This window comes from Streptomyces sp. NPDC006197 (assembly GCF_040613865.1).
Lineage (GTDB): Bacteria > Actinomycetota > Actinomycetes > Streptomycetales > Streptomycetaceae > Streptomyces.
Genome location: NZ_JBEXSZ010000003.1, coordinates 1 through 15227, shown reverse-complemented (window position 1 = coordinate 15227; position 15227 = coordinate 1). Strand labels below are relative to the sequence as shown.

The window sequence follows — 15227 nt, the reverse complement described above, 5'->3', positions numbered from 1 at the left end:
GCGTGCTCCTCATGCGGTCGCCGGGGCGGCGGGGCGGACGGGCAGGAGGCGGCGGCGGTGGAGCCGGGCGACGCCGGTGGCGGAGGCGAGTCCGAGGGTCAGGCAGCATGCCCAGGGCAGCCACGGCGCGTCCGCGCGGTCACCGGCGTCCATGGCCCAGCCGACGAGCGTGTTGCCGACGGCGGCGGCGATGCCGGAGACGACGTAGAAGAGGCCGAAGCAGGTGCCGGTGAGTTCCGTCCGGGCGAAGCCGGGGATCAGTTCCATCACGAACGGCTGGGCCAGCATCAGGCCCAGGTGGAGCAGGAGGGCGCCGGCCAGGACGGGCAGCACTCGCATCGTCGCGTCCGCGAGGCCGTCGGGGGCGCCGTCGTGTCCCGCCACGGCGATGGGGGGTACGAAGGACAGTCCCATCAGTGCGAGGCCGGTGCCTATCCAGCGGGCTCTGCTGCCGCGCCCCTTGAGCGCGGTGGTGATGCGCAGCTGGAACCCGAGGTGGGCGAGGGTGCCGACGAGGAGGACGAGTCCGGCGGCGCCCTCCCAGCCGGTGGCCCGCCGGGCGCCGTCGGGTATCAGCAGGTAGAGCTGGTTCTCCAGGGTGAACATGCCGACCATGGCCAGGGCGAAGGCGAGGAAGCCCCGGCTGCCGATCACCTCGCGCCAGTCGGCGACCACGCTGTTGCCGGTCGGCGCGACGTGGCGGGCCGGGAGCACCAGGGCCTGGGCGAGGGTGAGCACCGCGAAGATCCCGGCGGCGGTGAGCGCGGCGGCACGGAAGTCGACCAGCAGCAGAGCGCTGCCGAGCAGCGGTCCGATCAGGGCGCCGGTGGTCGCGAAGACGTTGAACAGGGCGAACGCCTCGGCCTTGCGCTCCCCCGCCTCCAGGGCGAGGCAGGCCCGCACGGCCGGGTTGAACAGGGCCCCGGCCAGGCCGCTGAGCACGGACGCGGCGAGGAGCACGGGCAGTCCGTCGCCGAGCGCGAACAGTCCGAAGCCGACGGTGCGCAGGGCGCATCCGGCGATGATGACGCCGCGCGCTCCGAGCCGGTCCGATGCCGTGCCGCCGATGAGGAAGAGCCCTTGCTGGCTGAGGTTGCGCAGGCCCAGGACGATGCCGACGACGGCGGCCGACATGCCCAGGTCCTCGGTCAGGTGCAGGGCGAGGTACGGGACGAGCAGGTAGAAGCCGGTGTTGACGCCGAGCTGATTGACGAGGAGGAGCCGGACGGCCGTCGAGAAGCCTCGTATCTCGTGCCATGTCCTCACGCCCGGGCCTCCTGGGCGTCGCGTTCGCGTACGCCCAGGCCCGGGTGCCGGCTCGACCGTACGGTGCCGTCGGCGCCGCCGATGCCCGTCCAGGGGTCGTCGGCGAGCAGCAGGTGGCCGTCGAGGTCGACCCAGCGGGCGCGGTCGGCGAGGTGGACGGCGGGGGCGATGCCGAGGGTGCTGGCGGTCAGGCAGCCGAGCATCAGCTCGGTTCCGGTGTCCGCGATCAGTTCGGCGATGCGGAGGGCGGCACCGACGCCGCCGCACTTGACGAGCTTGACGTTGATCCCGTGGACGCGTCCGGCGAGGCGGCGGGCGTCCTCCGGGCCGACCGCGTCCTCGTCGGCGACGACGGGGAGCGGGGAGCGCTCCGCGAGCTTCGCCAGCGCCTCCGGATCGCCGGGTGCCAGGGGCTGTTCGACGGCCTCGACGCCCAGCTCCGCGAAGAGCGGGAGCAGCCGCTCGGACTCCCGGACGGTCCACGCCCCGTTCGGGTCGAGGAGCAGCCGGGCGTGGGGCGCGGCGGTGCGGACGGCCCGTACGCGGGCCAGGTCCTCGTCCGGGTCGGGTGCGCCGGCCTTGACCTTGAGGACCGTGAATCCGTCGCGAACGAGGCGGTTCGCCTGTGCCCCGGCCCGCTCCGGTGCGGTGATGCCGATGGTGCGGGCGGTCGGGGCGGAAGGCGGGGCCGCGTCCGGATCCAGGAGCCGGTGCACCGGGACGCCGGCGCGCTTGCCGACGAGGTCGAGCAGCGCGGACTCCACGGCCGCGGTCACGGCCGGCGGGGCGGCGGCTTGGCGGGTGCCGTCCCGGAGGGCTCCCAGGGCGGTCTCGGGGTCGGGGAAGCGGGCCAGCCATCGGGATTCCGCGTGGAGCAGCCGGCCGAGGGTGTCGGCGTCGAGTCCGTAGTACAGGCTGGTGACGGCCTCGCCGTGGCCGTGCTGCCCGTCGTGCTCGACGGTCAGCCAGACGGCCTCGCGGGCGGCCATCGTGGAGCGGGAGATGCGCAGCGGCTCGGTGAGTTCGAGGCGTACGGTGCGCTGACTGGTCTTCACGGTGTCTCTTCGGGGTGTGCGGCGAGCGGGTCGGTGACGGTGCGGCAGCGTGCCCAGCCGGTGGCCTCCACGGCCTGGGCGTGCGGGATCTCGACGGGGCGGGTGGCGGCGGTGGCCGGGTCGATGCCGTGGGCGGTGGTGAAGTCGTCGTCGAAGACGCTGCCGAGATAGCGCTGCGGGCCGTCGGGGAAGACGGTGGCGACGACCGCGCCGGGGTGGACGCGGGCGACCCAGGCGGCGACGAGGGCGACGGCGCCGGTGCTCCAGCCGCCGCTGACGAAGGCGGAGCGGGCCAGTCGGCGGCAGGTGTCGGCGGCCTCGGCGGGGCCGACCCAGTGGACCTCGTCGAAGGCGTCGTAGGCGACGTTGCGCGGATGGATGCTGCTGCCGAGGCCGCGCATCAGGCGGGGTCTCGCGGGCTGGCCGAAGATGGTGGAGCCGGTGGCGTCCACGCCGATGAGCCGCAGGCCGGGCCAGTGGCGGCGCAGCGGTCCGGTGATCCCGGCGCTGTGGCCACCGGTTCCGACGCTGCACACCAGGACGTCGAGGTGGTCGAGCTGGGTGGCGAGCTCGGCCGCCAGGGAGGCGTAACCCGCCGTGTTGTCCGGGTTGTTGTACTGGTCGGGCCAGTAGGCGTCCGGGAGGAGCGCGAGCAGTTCGCGCAGCCGGGCTAGCCGGGCGGCCTGCCAGCCGCCCTCGGCCGCCGGACGGTCGACGAGCTCCAGGCGCGCGCCGTACGCGCGCAACAGCCGGCGCATCGAGGGCTCCAGCTCGATGTCGCCGACCAGCACGACCGGGTGGCCGAGGGCCTGTCCGGCGAAGGCGAGTCCGATGCCGAGGGTCCCGGAGGTGGACTCCACCACGGGTGCGCCGGGCAGCAGTTCGCCGCGCTCCTCGGCTCCCAGCAGCATGGAGACGGCGGCGCGCGCCTTCATTCCGCCGACGCCGTGCCCTTCGAGCTTGGCCCAGAAGCCCGGCTGGGGGCAGGGCAGGTCGGCCGTCACGCGGGCGAGCGGCGTACGGCCGAGCAGGGCGAGGAGCTCCCGGTTGCCCGTGGCGCGTGCGGAGCCGAGGACGGCGGTGGTCGTCACAGGTCGCCTCCGTAGCGGTGGACGACCCCGGGTCCGCCGTCCAGCCAGAAGAAGGGGTACGGCTCCGCGCACACCGCCGTGACGCCCGATCCGATGAGGCGCGGCAGGACCGCGCTGCCGGTCTGCGCGAACATCACCAGGGGGATTCCACGGCGCTGCGCGTGCCGGCGCAGCGGCTCGAAGCTGCCGTTGCCGAGGGTCATGCCGGAGGCGAGGACGGCGTCGCAGCGCTCCAGCTCCGCCAGGGCGTCGCCGCGGACCGGTTCGCCCCACTCGGTCGTGCCGCCCTTGAGGTCGCAGGGGACGTACGAGAGGCCGCGTGCCCGCAGGGCCTCGAGGAGGGAGTTGACCACGCCCACGACGAGCACGGTCGCGCCGGGTGCGGCGCCGACCAGGTCCACCACGGCCCGGGCCCTGGCGCGGGACTTCTCCAGTGACGTGCCGGCGGGCAGCGGGCAGGGCCGTGCACCGTTCTCGGGGCCGTGCGGCAGGACGTGCATGAGGTACGCGTCGAGGGCGGCGACCCGGACCGGCTGCAGTTCGTGTTCCAGGAGCCCGGCGACGTCGGCGCCGACGCAGTCTTCGACGGCGCCGTCGGGCAGCTCTCCCGGCTCGACGGCGCAGGACCCCACCGCTTCCGCGAGGCGCAGGCTCAGCACCTCGTTGCGGTAGCCGGAGCCGCGGCCTTCGTGCCGTACGGCCTGTCGGGTGGTGAAGGCGACCGAGATCCGCCGGGTGCGCGGGTCGGGGCCGACGGCGCCGGTCAGCACGCGTTCGACGAGTTCGTCGTACGCGGAGGCCGTGACGGGCGGTTCGGTGAGGGCGGTCATCGGGTCACCACCCGGGGACGGAGCTGGGCGAGGAGGGATTCGACGCGGTCCCGGGCGGTCGGGCCCAGGGCGTCGCCGGCCATGACATGGCCGAGGTACTCGTTGTTGCTGCCCGCCGCCTTGACGGTCTTGCCGGGGTCGGCGAGCTGGAGTTCCAGCAGGCCGTCCGCCGCGCGGACCGCGTCGGCGCCGTCGACGGCCTCCAGCACGCCGTCCGCATCGGGTACGAGGAAGCCGATCGCGGCGCTGGTCAGTCCGGTGGCGCGGCGGCGCAGGTCCGGTTCCCGGCCGAGGGCGACGTCCACGCAGGCGGCGGCGAGGTCGATGCCGGTGACGTGTCGTACGAGCTCGGTGATGCGGTTCCCGGCGGGCCGGGGGTTGACCTCGACCAGGCGTGGCCCCTCGGCCGTCAGTTTGATCTCAGTGTGGGCGACGACCCCGTCGAGGCCCAGTGCCTTCAGGGCCCGGCGCGCGGTCTCCGCGGCGGCTTCGGTGTCCGCCGGATCCAGTGCGGCGGGGAACATGTGGCCGGTCTCGATGAACGCGGGGGCTCCGGCCACGCTCTTGTCGGTGACACCGATGACGTGCACGGCCCCGTCGTACGACACGGTCTCGACGCTCACCTCCGGGCCGTCGAGGAGCTCTTCGAGCAGCACGACGGGGTCGCGGTGCTGTCCGCGGGCGTTGACGGGGAAGTCGGCGAGCGCGCGGTAGGCGTCGGCCAGCGCGGCCTCGTCGTCGGCGCGGCGTACGAACATCCCCGCGCACAGGTCCACGGGTTTGAGCACCAGCGGATAGCCGATGCGGTGTGCCTCGGCGGCGGCCTCGGCCCAGTCCGCGCACACGGCGAACCGCGGTCCCGGGAGGCCCGCTTCGGCCAGAACCCGGCGGGTCGCGTCCTTGCGGCACGCGTTCTCGACCGCTTCGGGCGTGGGGCCGGGGAGCCCCAGGCGCCCCGCGATCCGCGCGGCCGTCGGGAGGTAGTAGTCGCAGGAGGTGATCACCCCGTCGAAGCGCAGGACCTCGTGGGCCCGTTCGACGAAGGGCAGCAGCGCGTCGGTGTCGTTGGTCTCCGCGGTGAGCACGTGGCGGGCCGCGAGGAGGGGGTGGGCGGTGCCCTCGGGCGCGGAGCGCAGGTAGTGGTGCAGGTCGCGGGTCAGGAAGGTGAACTCGTGTCCGGCTTCGCGGACGGCCCTCGGCAGCAGTCTGCTCATGGACCCGACCCAGCTCTCGACCACCAGCAGATGAGCCACGACATCCCCTTTTCACAGCATGGTTGAGGTGTGATCCGGTCACGGGAGCAGCGCCGACCAGGGCGCGCTCGCTTGACCGAAGGGGACCTTATCGATAATCGTTTTCATTGTCACCTAGGGGGTCGTGCCTTCTCCGCACGCGAGACACCCGCCTGCCGTCGTACGCCCCCCGGGGACTGCCCCTTCACCCACCTCAGGAGATCCGGATGAACCACCCCCCACGCCCGCCCTACACCGTGCGCCCCGCCGGTCCGGCCGATGTGGAAGGCGCCCGCCAGGTCATGCTCGACACCTTCTACCGGGACTTCGGCTACGGGTACGTGCCCGCCTGGCACCGCGACGTCGTCGAGATCGAGAGCACCTACCTGGACGACCCGCGGCACCTGCTCCTGGTCGCCCTGCACGGCGGGGAGGTGGTGGCCACCACCGGCGTCCGCTCGACAGGACCGGCCCATCCCCCGCACCCGCGCCGGCTCGCGGAGCGCTACCCCTCGGGCACCACCGCGCAGCTCGTCCGCGTGTACGTACGCCCGGAGCACCGGCGGCACGGCCTGGCACGCACGCTCGTGGACCGGGCATGCGCCTTCGTCGCCGGGACTCCCGGATACGACAGCATCTACCTGCACACCAACGTCGACGTCGAGGGCGCCGAGGCGTTCTGGCGCGCCATGGCCAAGGAGGTCTTCGACGCCCGCACGACCGGAGAACACGGTCCGGGCGTCGGCACCGTGCACTTCGAGATCCCGTTGCCGTAGCGCGGCCCACACGCCACGACGACGTCGAGCGCAACGACAACGACACCTGCCAGCCGGGCGCACCCGCGGGCTTCGGGACCGTCACCGGCGCCGAGATCTCCAAGGACGGCGGCAGCGGGCTGCACCCGGACCGGATCGCCCTTCACCAGCCCGGCGCGGCCGGTGCGGGCGTGGGGCGGCACCACGACATCGTGGCCCACCGGCTCGACCGCCATGGATGATTCCCACGACTCGCCGCAGGCCCGGCATGCGTCGCCGCCGCGGTGCCTCCGGCCCACGCCGCCCACGGCGGCGGCCGGTCCGCACGCGCGCCAGTGAGCCGCTTCAGCAGGACATCCTCGTCCTGACCGGATTCGGGCACGATCCCGATGTCATCGCGGACGCCACCGGTCGGCCCGGCAGCACCCTCCGCCGCCTGATCGCCCCTCACCTCCTCCGCGACGAGAACCTCCCCCGGGTTTCGCTGGATTCGTACAACCATCCGCACGCTCAGGAGTCTTGTAAGACGAATGCGCCGCAGGCGCGTTCGTTTCGTCTCTAGGGGGACCCACATGACTCACCACATATCCCTGCGTGCCCGCGTCCTTCCGGCCGTGGCCGCCGCCGGGATGCTCGTGCCCGTCGTCGCGGGCGCGGCGCCTGCTTCCGCCGCCACCGCGCCGCAGGTCAGCTGCACGTCGGGCAAGGCCGGGCTCGCCGCCAAGCTTCAGCGGGACATCACCGCCGCCCTCGCCACGCGCGGCGGCACCGTCGCCGTCGGCCTGCGCGACCGCACCACGAACACCACCTGCACCCTGCGCGCCACGGTCTCGTACGACTCGGCCAGCGTCGTGAAGGTGACCGTCCTCGCCACGCTCCTCTGGGACGCCAAGAAGACCAACCGGTATCTGACCTCACGCGAGACCAACCTCGCGACCGCCATGATCACCAAGTCCGACAACGCGGCCACCACCTCCCTGTGGAACCAGCTCGGCGTCACCAAGGTGAAGGGTTTCCTGGCGGCTGCCGGCATGACGCGGACGGTGCCGGGATCCGGCGGCTACTGGGGGCTCACCCGGATCAACGTCACCGACGAGCAGCGGCTGCTCTCGCTGATCACCGCCAGGAACTCCGTCCTGAGTGACAACTCCCGCGCCTACATCCTCAAGCTCATGGGGAACGTCATCACCTCGCAGAGGTGGGGAACCCCGGCCGGCGCGCCCTCCTCCGTGGCCGTGCACGTCAAGAACGGCTGGCTGCAGCGCGCCACGCGCGGCTGGCGCGTGCACAGCGTCGGCACGTTCAAGGGCGGCGGCCACGACTACACCATCTCCGTGCTCACCGACGGCAACAGCACGATGAACTACGGCGTGAACACGATCCAGGCCGTGGCCAAGGTGATCCACCGGGATCTGATCCCGACCGCGACCGCCGCGTCCCGTTACACGCCGACCACCACGCCCAGGGAGGCGTACGTCGCGGTGCCCCGGGGCTGACGCCCCGACCGCCCGCGAAGAGGGCGAACGGGAGCACGCGGACCGGACCCCCGGCAGCGTCTTCCGCCCCCTCCTGCCGCATCCCCGCCTCGCGTCAGCCCTGACCTCGGCTCAGCCGGCGGGTTGGTCTTCGGGCAGGCCGTGGAGCACCACCAGGAAGTTCGGCAAGGCGAGAACGGCTGCCGGCGACCGACCCGCCGGCAGCCCCACGCCTCATTTCGGTATCCGTGTGGCAGTCGACGGCGTCGCCCGGTCAGCAGTCGCGGGCAAGACGCTCCCGACCGACTCCAGCGACTCCTCCTGAACCTGCCGGTCCGACGGGTCGGCACGCGGGCGGCGTCCGTCGACGGAGCCGCTGTCCGCACCGGCGATGACCGAACGGGCCCGGGCGCGGATCGCCTGCTGGTCGGCGGTGGTGCCGGTGGGCCGGTTGAATACCGGCCCCGTGGTCACGGTGGCGGCGCTCGCGCTCCTGAAACCCCGCCCCGCGGAGCCCGGCCGTTATGAGTTGCGGATCTCGAGGGACGAGCGTGCTTTCGCGAGCAGGTCGTCGGCGGTTTTCTGCGCCGTTTTGCCGTCGGGCAGGTTGACCCCGAGGGTGATGCGTTCTTGCTGTGAGGTGATGACGATGAGGATCTTGGTGAGGCGTCGGGGAGTCCCCTGGCTGTTCTCGCTGTAGGACTCGGTGAGGACGGCCGCGTCGCGGCCCTGGTGGGTGGTGGACTCGACGGTGGCCACGCTCGGCGAGCCGCCGGTGGGCGGGATGGCGCTCTCGTGCTCGCGCTTCCAGTGCTCGGCAGTCGCCCGGGCGGTCTCGGTGGCCTTCTCCTTGCGGTCCACCAGGAGGGACCTGTCGCCCTTGGGAGCGGTGTAGCGGGTGCCGCGATAGGGGCCGTCCTGTGCGCCCAGGCTGTCCTCGGTGGTGATGGTCCAGTCCGCGGGCGCGGCCACAGACAGGTTCATCCGGTACTCGTCGTACTTCTTCCAGCCGTCCGGCACGTCGTCCTGGTTCAGGAGCACCACGGTGGTGATGAGGAGGGCCGCGGCAGCCACGCCGCCGATGACGGTCTGACGCCGGTTCACCCGCCGCCAGGTGGGCCGCTCAGCGGCGGCCGTCTGCCCGGACCCGGCGAGCAGCGGGGCGGGAAGGGCAGGGGGCGCGGGGGCGGGGAGGGTGAGCGTGCGCAGCATCGGCTGGGCCGCCGGGACGGTGAGGCGGCTTTCGGGTTCCTTGCGCAGCAGGCCGGTGATCAGGCCGGTGAGTTCGCCGGCGTTCTGCGGGGGCGGGAGTTCGGCCAGGAGGATGGCCTGGAAGGTGGAGGGGGTGGTCTGGCGGCGGAAGGGAGAGACGCCTTCGACCGCCTGGTAGAGCATGATGCCCAGCGACCACAGGTCGGACTCGGGGCCGGGTCTGCGTCCCAGGACGCGTTCGGGGGCGATGTACTCGGGCGAGCCGATGAAGGCGCCCGTCTCGGTGAGTTTCTGCTCGCCCTCGACCTGGGCGATCCCGAAGTCGGTGAGTACGACGCGGTCGTGCCGGCCGATCATCACGTTCCCCGGCTTCACGTCGCGGTGCAGCACCCCGGCTTCGTGTGCCGCGTGGAGCGCGCCGAGAACAGCCAGCCCGATCCGTGCCGCCTCCGCAGGGGCCAGGGTCCCCTCGTCGAGGACCTCGGCCAGGGACCTGCCGCGCAGCAGCTCCATCACGATCCAGGGCCGGCCGGCTTCCGTGACCACGTCGAAGATGGTCACGACCGAGGGGTGGTCGATCCGGGCGGCCGCCCGCGCCTCACGCTCGATCCGCAGGAAGGCCGTACGACGCTCGGCCGGTCCCAGGTGCTCGGGGACCTGCGGTTCCTTGACCGCCACGTCACGGTCGACGACCTCGTCCCTCGCCCGCCACACGGTGCCCATCCCGCCGGCACCGAGCCGCTCCAGCAGCCGGTAGCGGCCGCCGAGCAGCCGGCCCGCGTCCGGCTGCGGGACCCTCTCCCTCCTGGTGGGCGGATGGGGCTCGTCGACGGCTGCCGGCTCCCGCCCGTCGACCACATCGGGTGCCCGGCCGGCCGGCGGCAGCAACGCCGCAGCCGGTGGTTGAAGCCCGTAGCTCGTGGGCTCGTCGTCCCGTTCCCGCCCGCTCACTTCGCTCCCATCCTTCACAACCTGCTGATTCTCCTGAAGCGGCTGCCGGAACCACCGGCCCGAACGGCAGCCTCCGTCTGTAGCGGGGCTTGGCCGAAGCACGCCCGCCAGGGCGTGCCGAACGACTGCGACGCCTGATCCCCGACCAGCCTTCGCCGGCTCAGAAGCCCGCCGAACCACCGCCGGTGAACCCGCCCCCCGGGCCGTGCCCGCCCCCGCGGTCGCCCGACTTCCACAGCAGCACGCCCACCACCACGATGAGGGCGACGAAGCCGACGAACCACAGCCCGAAAGCAACCACCATGTAGATCAGCAGATCCATGGGTAACCGCCCCCTTCCGGCCCGTCGTTGCGGGAGAACGCTTCCTCGTGCCCGGCCTGCTCAGCGTAGGGATCCGGGAGGCGACCCGCGTCCACCCAGGGGTGGGCACGGGGGCTGCAACAAGCAGGGCAGCGCCTGGGTTCCTCATACCCAGGGTGTAGGTGACGCCGTGCCGCTGTCGTGTGCCCTGTGCGTTCCACTGCCGCTGGAACAAGCGCCCCGGCCCGCCCCGGGAGTCAACCCTGGGGTGGACGACGTCTCGGGTGGGCGTGTCTACCCTGCGGGAATGCAGGGAGGCAGAGTGCGGGCGCGGGTCGATCCGCTGGTGATCGACGTGGTTCTGGCGTGTGTTCTGGCAGCGCTGACCATCGTCTACGGCCGGCAGGCCTACGAGGCCGTCTACCGCCAAGAGGGACGGCCGCCCTTCGGCCTCCTCGCCATCGGGCTCAGCCTGGCGGTGAACCTTCCCCTGGCGGTACGGCGGCGTGCCCCCTGGGTGGCGTTCGCCGTCTCCCACGGCGCGTTCGTCGTCTACACCGCGGCGGGATTCCAGCCGTCGGCGAATCTATGGGCTCCCCTCCTCCTCTGCTTCACGATGATCCGGCACAACCCGGAGCGGCGGGCCGCATGGGCGGCGGTCGTGACCGCGGCGACATGGGTGGCGAGCGGCCTGGCAGCCCACATATCGGTCGAACTGGCGATCGGGCAGAGCGTCATCGGGGTGGGCGTCGTGTGGTCGTGGGCCACCAGCATCAACCGCCTGGCCCAGCGCAACGTCCAACTGGCGGAACTGACCGCGCAGTTGCGGCGGGAGCAAGAACTGCGCGCCCGGCACGCGATCGTGGAGGAGAGGCTGCGCATCGCACGGGAGCTCCACGACGTGGTCGCCCACCACCTGTCGGCGCTGGCGGTCCAGGCGGGTCTGGCCGATTTCGTGTTCGCCTCCGATCCGGCGGCCGCTCGGGAAGCGGTGGTCTCGATCGGTACGAGCAGCCGGGAGGCCCTGGAGGAGATGCGCGGCCTGCTCGGAGTGCTGCGTACGAGCCCGGGCGTCGGCGACCCCGACCAGCTCTACCAGTCCTCGCCCGGCCTGGAGCGTCTGGATGATCTGGTGGAGCGCACCCGTGCGGCGGGGCTCGACGTCACGTTGGCAGTGACAGGCCCGCAGCGATCGCTACCGTCGGGCGTGGACCTGTGTGCTTATCGCATCGTCCAGGAGGCGTTGACCAACACGGTCAAGCACGCCGGCCGGGGGGCGCGGGTCAGCGTCGGACTGAGATTCGAAGCCGATCGACTGGCGGGCGAGATCAGCGATCAGGGCGGCAGCACATCGGCGGCTCTGCCGTCGAACGGGCTCGGCTTGCTCGGGATGCGGGAACGGGTGAGACTCTACGGCGGGTCGCTGCGGGCCGGGCCTCGAGCCGAGGGAGGGTTCGAGGTCGTCTTCACCATTCCGCTGGCCCCGCTTGAGACCGCTGGGGGCGGGTGACCACCTTCCCCTGCACACACGGGGGAGGCGGCAGCGATGACACGGCTGCTGATCGTGGACGACCAGGTACTGATCCGGGCCGGGCTCGCGGCCCTGGCCACGGCCGCGCCCGGTTTCGAGGTCGTCGGGCAGGCCGCCACGGGCGAGGAGGCGGTGGACCTTGCCGCCACCACGCACCCGGACGTGATCTTGATGGACATCCGCCTGCCCGGCATCAGCGGCATCACCGCCCTGGAGCGCATCCTCGCCGACGCGAGCGAACCCCGGCCGAAAGTGGTCATGCTGACCGTCTTCGACCTCGACGAGTACGTCTACACCGCCCTCAGAGCCGGGGCCAGCGGCTTCCTCCTCAAGGACACCCCGCCCGAGCGTCTCCTTGCCGCCGTTGCTCTGATCGCCGAGGGGGAGATGCTCTTCGCCCCGGCCGTCACCCGCCGGCTCGTCGAGACCTTCGCCCACCAGCCGAAGGCGAAGCGGGAACAGCCCACGTCCCTCACCGAACTCACCGACCGCGAGACCGACGTCCTGCAACTGGTCGGACAGGGCCTCACCAACGAACAGATCGCCCAGCGTCTACTGGTGACCATCGCCACCGTCAAAACCCACCTCAACCGCGTGATGTCCAAGCTCGGCCTGACAAGCCGCGCCCAGGCCGTCGTCGTCGCCTACGAGAGCGGCCTGGTCTCCCCTGGCGGGCACGGCTTCAGGTAGCCCGATCCCGAAGGCGGTCGAACCGGCACGTGACACCGGGGCAGGCCCGCAGCTCGTGGGAATGCGGCGTGGACACCACCGGCCGTAACCGGCGGGCGACACGCTCCCGCTCACCGTCCCGGACGGGTCCTCACGTACGGCGTTCCGCAGCACCCGTGCGCCGACAGTCGGCCGCCTCGCGGGACGTGACCGGCGTGGCCGAGGTGGCGAGGGCGGTACGTCATCCCTCCGTATACGGCAGAGGTTGCAGGAACCACGAGTCTGGACCCAGGGGAGGGCCGCGAGACTCAACCCGTCGTGGGACGACGTCGACTCCAGGTCTCCGTAAGTTCGTCAACCGGCGCCGGGGCAACCCCCTCGGCCGCCGGGACCACGGGCTACAGGGGACCCGACGGGGGGACCGGCTCGTGCCCATGGGAAGGGAAGGACACGGCATGAACGCACGCAAGGCGAATCTCCGTACCCTGCACAAGCGCGGAGACCTCCGCACGCCGAACGTGGGCAGGCGCATGGTGCTGGGCGCGGTGGCGCTCGCCGCGGCGGCCACCGCCGCACTGGCGCCGGCAGCCGCCGCGTCGCCGTCGAACGTCGGGACGGCCGCGGCCGGGGCCTGCACGGGGTGGCGGATCATCCAGGTCAACGGCAACGCGGCAGGCGTGAAGTACCGCGAGTGCGACCGGTACAGCGGCCTGAACACGCAGACCAAGGCCCAGTTCTACATCTGGGACAACCGGCACGACGGCAAGGTCGCGCAGGTCTACACGGCCACAGGATCCAACCTGAACGGTGCGTGGCACCAGACCTGGTCGAAGTACTACGCCTGGGGCAACGAGTCCCACCACAGCCCGCTCGTGGACACGGGCTGGCACAAGGGCCACGACGTGAAGGTGCTGCTCAAGGCCGTCCGGGGCTGATCCACGGCAGGGGACGCGACGACGCGACACCGGTTTCCCGGTCCGAGAACGGACCAGGAAACCGGTGTCGCTGTCAGAAGTTCTGGCAGGCGGCATGGACTTCCAGCCGGTTGGGCGCGCCTCGGAGGCATCCAGCAGTCACTGACCGCAGAGAAGATCGGGAAGCCCGCCGACGGACCTTCGGAGGCGCCGCCATGCCGCTGTCCGCCGTCGAGCCGGGCACGCGCATGTACGACAACGCCTACCGGGTGCCCCTGGCCGGGCGGAACCGGCCGGCGATCCTGCGCGTCGCGCCGGAAGACCGCCGCCAGTTCCGCCCTTTCCTCAGCTCGCCCGGCAGTGGGAGACCGACGGCCGTCTCATCCCCGCGCAGCGTGACGGGGAGCGGACGATCCCCGCCCGCCGCTCTCTCTGGCCCGACCGCTGTCCGTGCGGTGCGGGCACGGCCCCATCGCCCCCGCGCCTCACCCGGTTTCAGTTCTGGCTCGCTTTCCGTGAACCGGTCACGGTGGGTCATGCGGCGTCGTCCAAAGACTGCGGTTCCGGTGCGCTTCTGTGGCGAGGAAGTCCCGCGCTGCGGAGGTGACCTGGTCGCGGATGTGCTGCCGGTCCGGAGGTTGATCGTTCAGCAGGTCGAGTGCGCTCGCCAGATCAACTGACGGTCTCGCGGGAGCGGCCGCATTCCACCGGGGTGGAGTCCACGACCCCTACGTCGTCGCTCCACACCGAGGTGGTGGCGGCCAGGATCCGGTTGATGCTTCGCATCAGACCGGCGGCGCCACGACGCCAGGTCGGGATGTTCCTTCAGGTGTCGTCGGTCGGCACATAGAGTGCTGTCACGAGGGTGTCCACGTCGTTCGTCACAAAACGATCCTGGACGCCCTCGTTCTCGTCTCCGCAGGCACCCCTTGGACCACACCACCAGGAGGAACCAGTGTCATACCCGCAACCGCTCACCCCCGAGGAGAAGCTTGCCGACGCGAAGAAGCGGCTGAGCCTCCCGCGTATCGTCGCGATCTGCGGCTCCACCCGCTTCATGACCGAGATGAACGAGGCCGATCTGCGGGAGACCGAAGCCGGAAGGATTGTCGTCAAACCGGGCTGTGACATGAAGTCGCCGCACGAACTTTGGTCCGATCCTGTCGAGGCCGAGGCGCTGAAGGTCCGGCTCGACGATCTGCACCGGGCGAAGATCCGCCTCGCTGATGAGGTGCTCGTAGTCGGCGACTACATCGGAGACAGCACCCGAGCCGAAATCGCCTACGCCCGGTCGCTGGGCAAGCCCGTGCGGTTCACGCACCCCGAAGTCGACCCCGACGCCTGACCGTCTCGCGGTGGCTTCGACCGCCGCCCACCCAGCCGGTTGCCATTTCTGATCCGTCCTGGAGAACCCGGTTCCGTGCGAGTCTCGCCGACGTGCGAAGGGAGAGCGGCGGTTTGGGCAGCGGTCGTCTGGGGTCGTCATCGGGACCGATCACGATGGGGCTGTTTCGACGACGCCGGAGTTCCGGGGCAGGGTCAGGCCGACGATGACCGCGTCGCGGTCTCGGTCGGTGCCGGCCGTGAGAGTGTGGAGGCTGGGAAGGTTGCCGGGCTCGGACGCGGTTGGCGAACCGCTCGCTCCGCCAGGGAGAGTCGGCCTTCTCCTCCCGATCGGGAGCCAGTACGCGCAAGCACTGGCGGTGGCGGGCGACGGCCCGCTCGGCCGCTTCGCTGAGGTTGTGCCACAGGTGCCACCGTCCGCAACCTGGAGAGCCTGCGGGGCTCCGGTCGTGGCGCCTTCCCCGCGGGCGGGCGGGAAACCACTGACAGCACCAGCCTCAGACCGAGGTGTCGAGGTGGGCGAAGACGACGAGGTTCTCGGTGTAGTCCTTCACGGTACGGTCGTACGCGCCCGCGCAGGTGATCAGGCGCACGAGGGCGG

13 protein-coding genes and 1 pseudogene are annotated in these 15227 nt (G+C 71.8%); 6 read left to right on the top strand and 8 right to left on the bottom strand.

Annotation, left to right across the window (positions count from 1 at the left end; genetic code table 11):
* Window positions 1-9: 9 nt before the first annotated feature.
* The 5 genes from ABZ318_RS01235 to ABZ318_RS01215 are packed head-to-tail and all read right to left on the bottom strand — an operon-like array spanning window position 10 to window position 5495.
* Window positions 10-1266, bottom strand: a complete 1257-nt coding sequence (locus ABZ318_RS01235; RefSeq protein WP_356900407.1) for an MFS transporter — start codon at window positions 1264-1266, stop codon at window positions 10-12.
* Window positions 1263-2321 (bottom strand): dipeptide epimerase, encoded by a 1059-nt coding sequence (locus ABZ318_RS01230; RefSeq protein WP_356900406.1) that lies wholly within the window; start codon window positions 2319-2321, stop codon window positions 1263-1265. The genes ABZ318_RS01235 and ABZ318_RS01230 overlap by 4 nt, the downstream gene beginning before the upstream one ends.
* Window positions 2318-3412 carry a cysteine synthase family protein gene (locus tag ABZ318_RS01225; RefSeq protein ID WP_356900405.1) on the bottom strand — a complete coding sequence of 365 codons (1095 nt, stop codon included), beginning with the start codon at window positions 3410-3412 and terminating at the stop codon, window positions 2318-2320. The genes ABZ318_RS01230 and ABZ318_RS01225 overlap by 4 nt, the downstream gene beginning before the upstream one ends.
* On the bottom strand, window positions 3409-4242 hold the full coding sequence (locus ABZ318_RS01220) for a DUF364 domain-containing protein (protein WP_356900404.1): 834 nt from the start codon (window positions 4240-4242) through the stop codon (window positions 3409-3411). Before ABZ318_RS01220 ends, ABZ318_RS01225 begins: the two co-directional genes overlap by 4 nt.
* Window positions 4239-5495: an ATP-grasp domain-containing protein gene (locus ABZ318_RS01215; protein WP_356900403.1), complete on the bottom strand. Its 1257-nt coding sequence runs from the start codon at window positions 5493-5495 to the stop codon at window positions 4239-4241. The genes ABZ318_RS01220 and ABZ318_RS01215 overlap by 4 nt, the downstream gene beginning before the upstream one ends.
* A gap of 206 nt (window positions 5496-5701) precedes the next feature.
* On the opposite strand from ABZ318_RS01215, the gene ABZ318_RS01210 reads away from it, so the two are divergent.
* Both ABZ318_RS01210 and ABZ318_RS01205 read left to right on the top strand, forming a co-directional pair.
* The gene (locus tag ABZ318_RS01210) at window positions 5702-6250 is read left to right on the top strand and encodes a GNAT family N-acetyltransferase (RefSeq protein WP_356900402.1); all 549 of its coding nucleotides are present in this window, start codon (window positions 5702-5704) and stop codon (window positions 6248-6250) included.
* Between the two features lie 551 nt (window positions 6251-6801).
* A complete protein-coding gene (locus ABZ318_RS01205) occupies window positions 6802-7725 on the top strand; it encodes a serine hydrolase (RefSeq protein WP_356900401.1) in 924 nt (307 codons plus the stop codon).
* Between the two features lie 501 nt (window positions 7726-8226).
* Here ABZ318_RS01205 and ABZ318_RS01200 read toward each other — a convergent pair.
* Complete coding sequence (locus tag ABZ318_RS01200; RefSeq protein WP_356900400.1) at window positions 8227-9867, bottom strand: serine/threonine-protein kinase; 1641 nt, start codon at window positions 9865-9867, stop codon at window positions 8227-8229.
* Between the two features lie 160 nt (window positions 9868-10027).
* Window positions 10028-10189, bottom strand: coding sequence for a hypothetical protein (locus ABZ318_RS01195; protein WP_356900399.1), 162 nt, complete (start codon window positions 10187-10189; stop codon window positions 10028-10030).
* A 286-nt stretch (window positions 10190-10475) separates the two neighbouring features.
* On the opposite strand from ABZ318_RS01195, the gene ABZ318_RS01190 reads away from it, so the two are divergent.
* The 3 genes from ABZ318_RS01190 to ABZ318_RS01180 all read left to right on the top strand — a co-directional run bounded on the left by ABZ318_RS01190 (window position 10476) and on the right by ABZ318_RS01180 (window position 13303).
* Entirely contained in the window at window positions 10476-11678 is a 1203-nt protein-coding gene (locus ABZ318_RS01190) for a histidine kinase (RefSeq protein ID WP_356900398.1), read from the top strand.
* Window positions 11679-11714: 36 nt separating this feature from the next.
* Window positions 11715-12389 (top strand): response regulator transcription factor, encoded by a 675-nt coding sequence (locus tag ABZ318_RS01185; RefSeq protein ID WP_356900397.1) that lies wholly within the window; start codon window positions 11715-11717, stop codon window positions 12387-12389.
* 434 nt (window positions 12390-12823) lie between these two features.
* Complete coding sequence (locus ABZ318_RS01180) at window positions 12824-13303, top strand: hypothetical protein (protein WP_356900396.1); 480 nt, start codon at window positions 12824-12826, stop codon at window positions 13301-13303.
* Window positions 13304-13963: 660 nt separating this feature from the next.
* On the opposite strand, the pseudogene ABZ318_RS01175 reads toward ABZ318_RS01180, so the two are convergent.
* Window positions 13964-14167: pseudogene (locus ABZ318_RS01175) on the bottom strand (hypothetical protein); the annotation flags it as partial.
* Window positions 14168-14237: 70 nt separating this feature from the next.
* Between ABZ318_RS01175 and ABZ318_RS01170 the strand changes: the two are divergent.
* Window positions 14238-14627, top strand: coding sequence for a hypothetical protein (locus ABZ318_RS01170; protein WP_356900395.1), 390 nt, complete (start codon window positions 14238-14240; stop codon window positions 14625-14627).
* Window positions 14628-15227: the final 600 nt, after the last annotated feature.

What these genes read in the sequence shown, in the direction of transcription:
- ABZ318_RS01220 (WP_356900404.1), bottom strand. Translation starts at nt 4,242, where the DNA reads ATGACCGCCCTCACCGAACCGCCCGTCACGGCCTCCGCGTACGACGAA.
- ABZ318_RS01190 (WP_356900398.1), top strand. Translation starts at nt 10,476, where the DNA reads ATGCAGGGAGGCAGAGTGCGGGCGCGGGTCGATCCGCTGGTGATCGAC.
- ABZ318_RS01210 (WP_356900402.1), top strand. Translation starts at nt 5,702, where the DNA reads ATGAACCACCCCCCACGCCCGCCCTACACCGTGCGCCCCGCCGGTCCG.
- ABZ318_RS01205 (WP_356900401.1), top strand. Translation starts at nt 6,802, where the DNA reads ATGACTCACCACATATCCCTGCGTGCCCGCGTCCTTCCGGCCGTGGCC.
- ABZ318_RS01195 (WP_356900399.1), bottom strand. Translation starts at nt 10,189, where the DNA reads ATGGATCTGCTGATCTACATGGTGGTTGCTTTCGGGCTGTGGTTCGTC.
- ABZ318_RS01185 (WP_356900397.1), top strand. Translation starts at nt 11,715, where the DNA reads ATGACACGGCTGCTGATCGTGGACGACCAGGTACTGATCCGGGCCGGG.
- ABZ318_RS01180 (WP_356900396.1), top strand. Translation starts at nt 12,824, where the DNA reads ATGAACGCACGCAAGGCGAATCTCCGTACCCTGCACAAGCGCGGAGAC.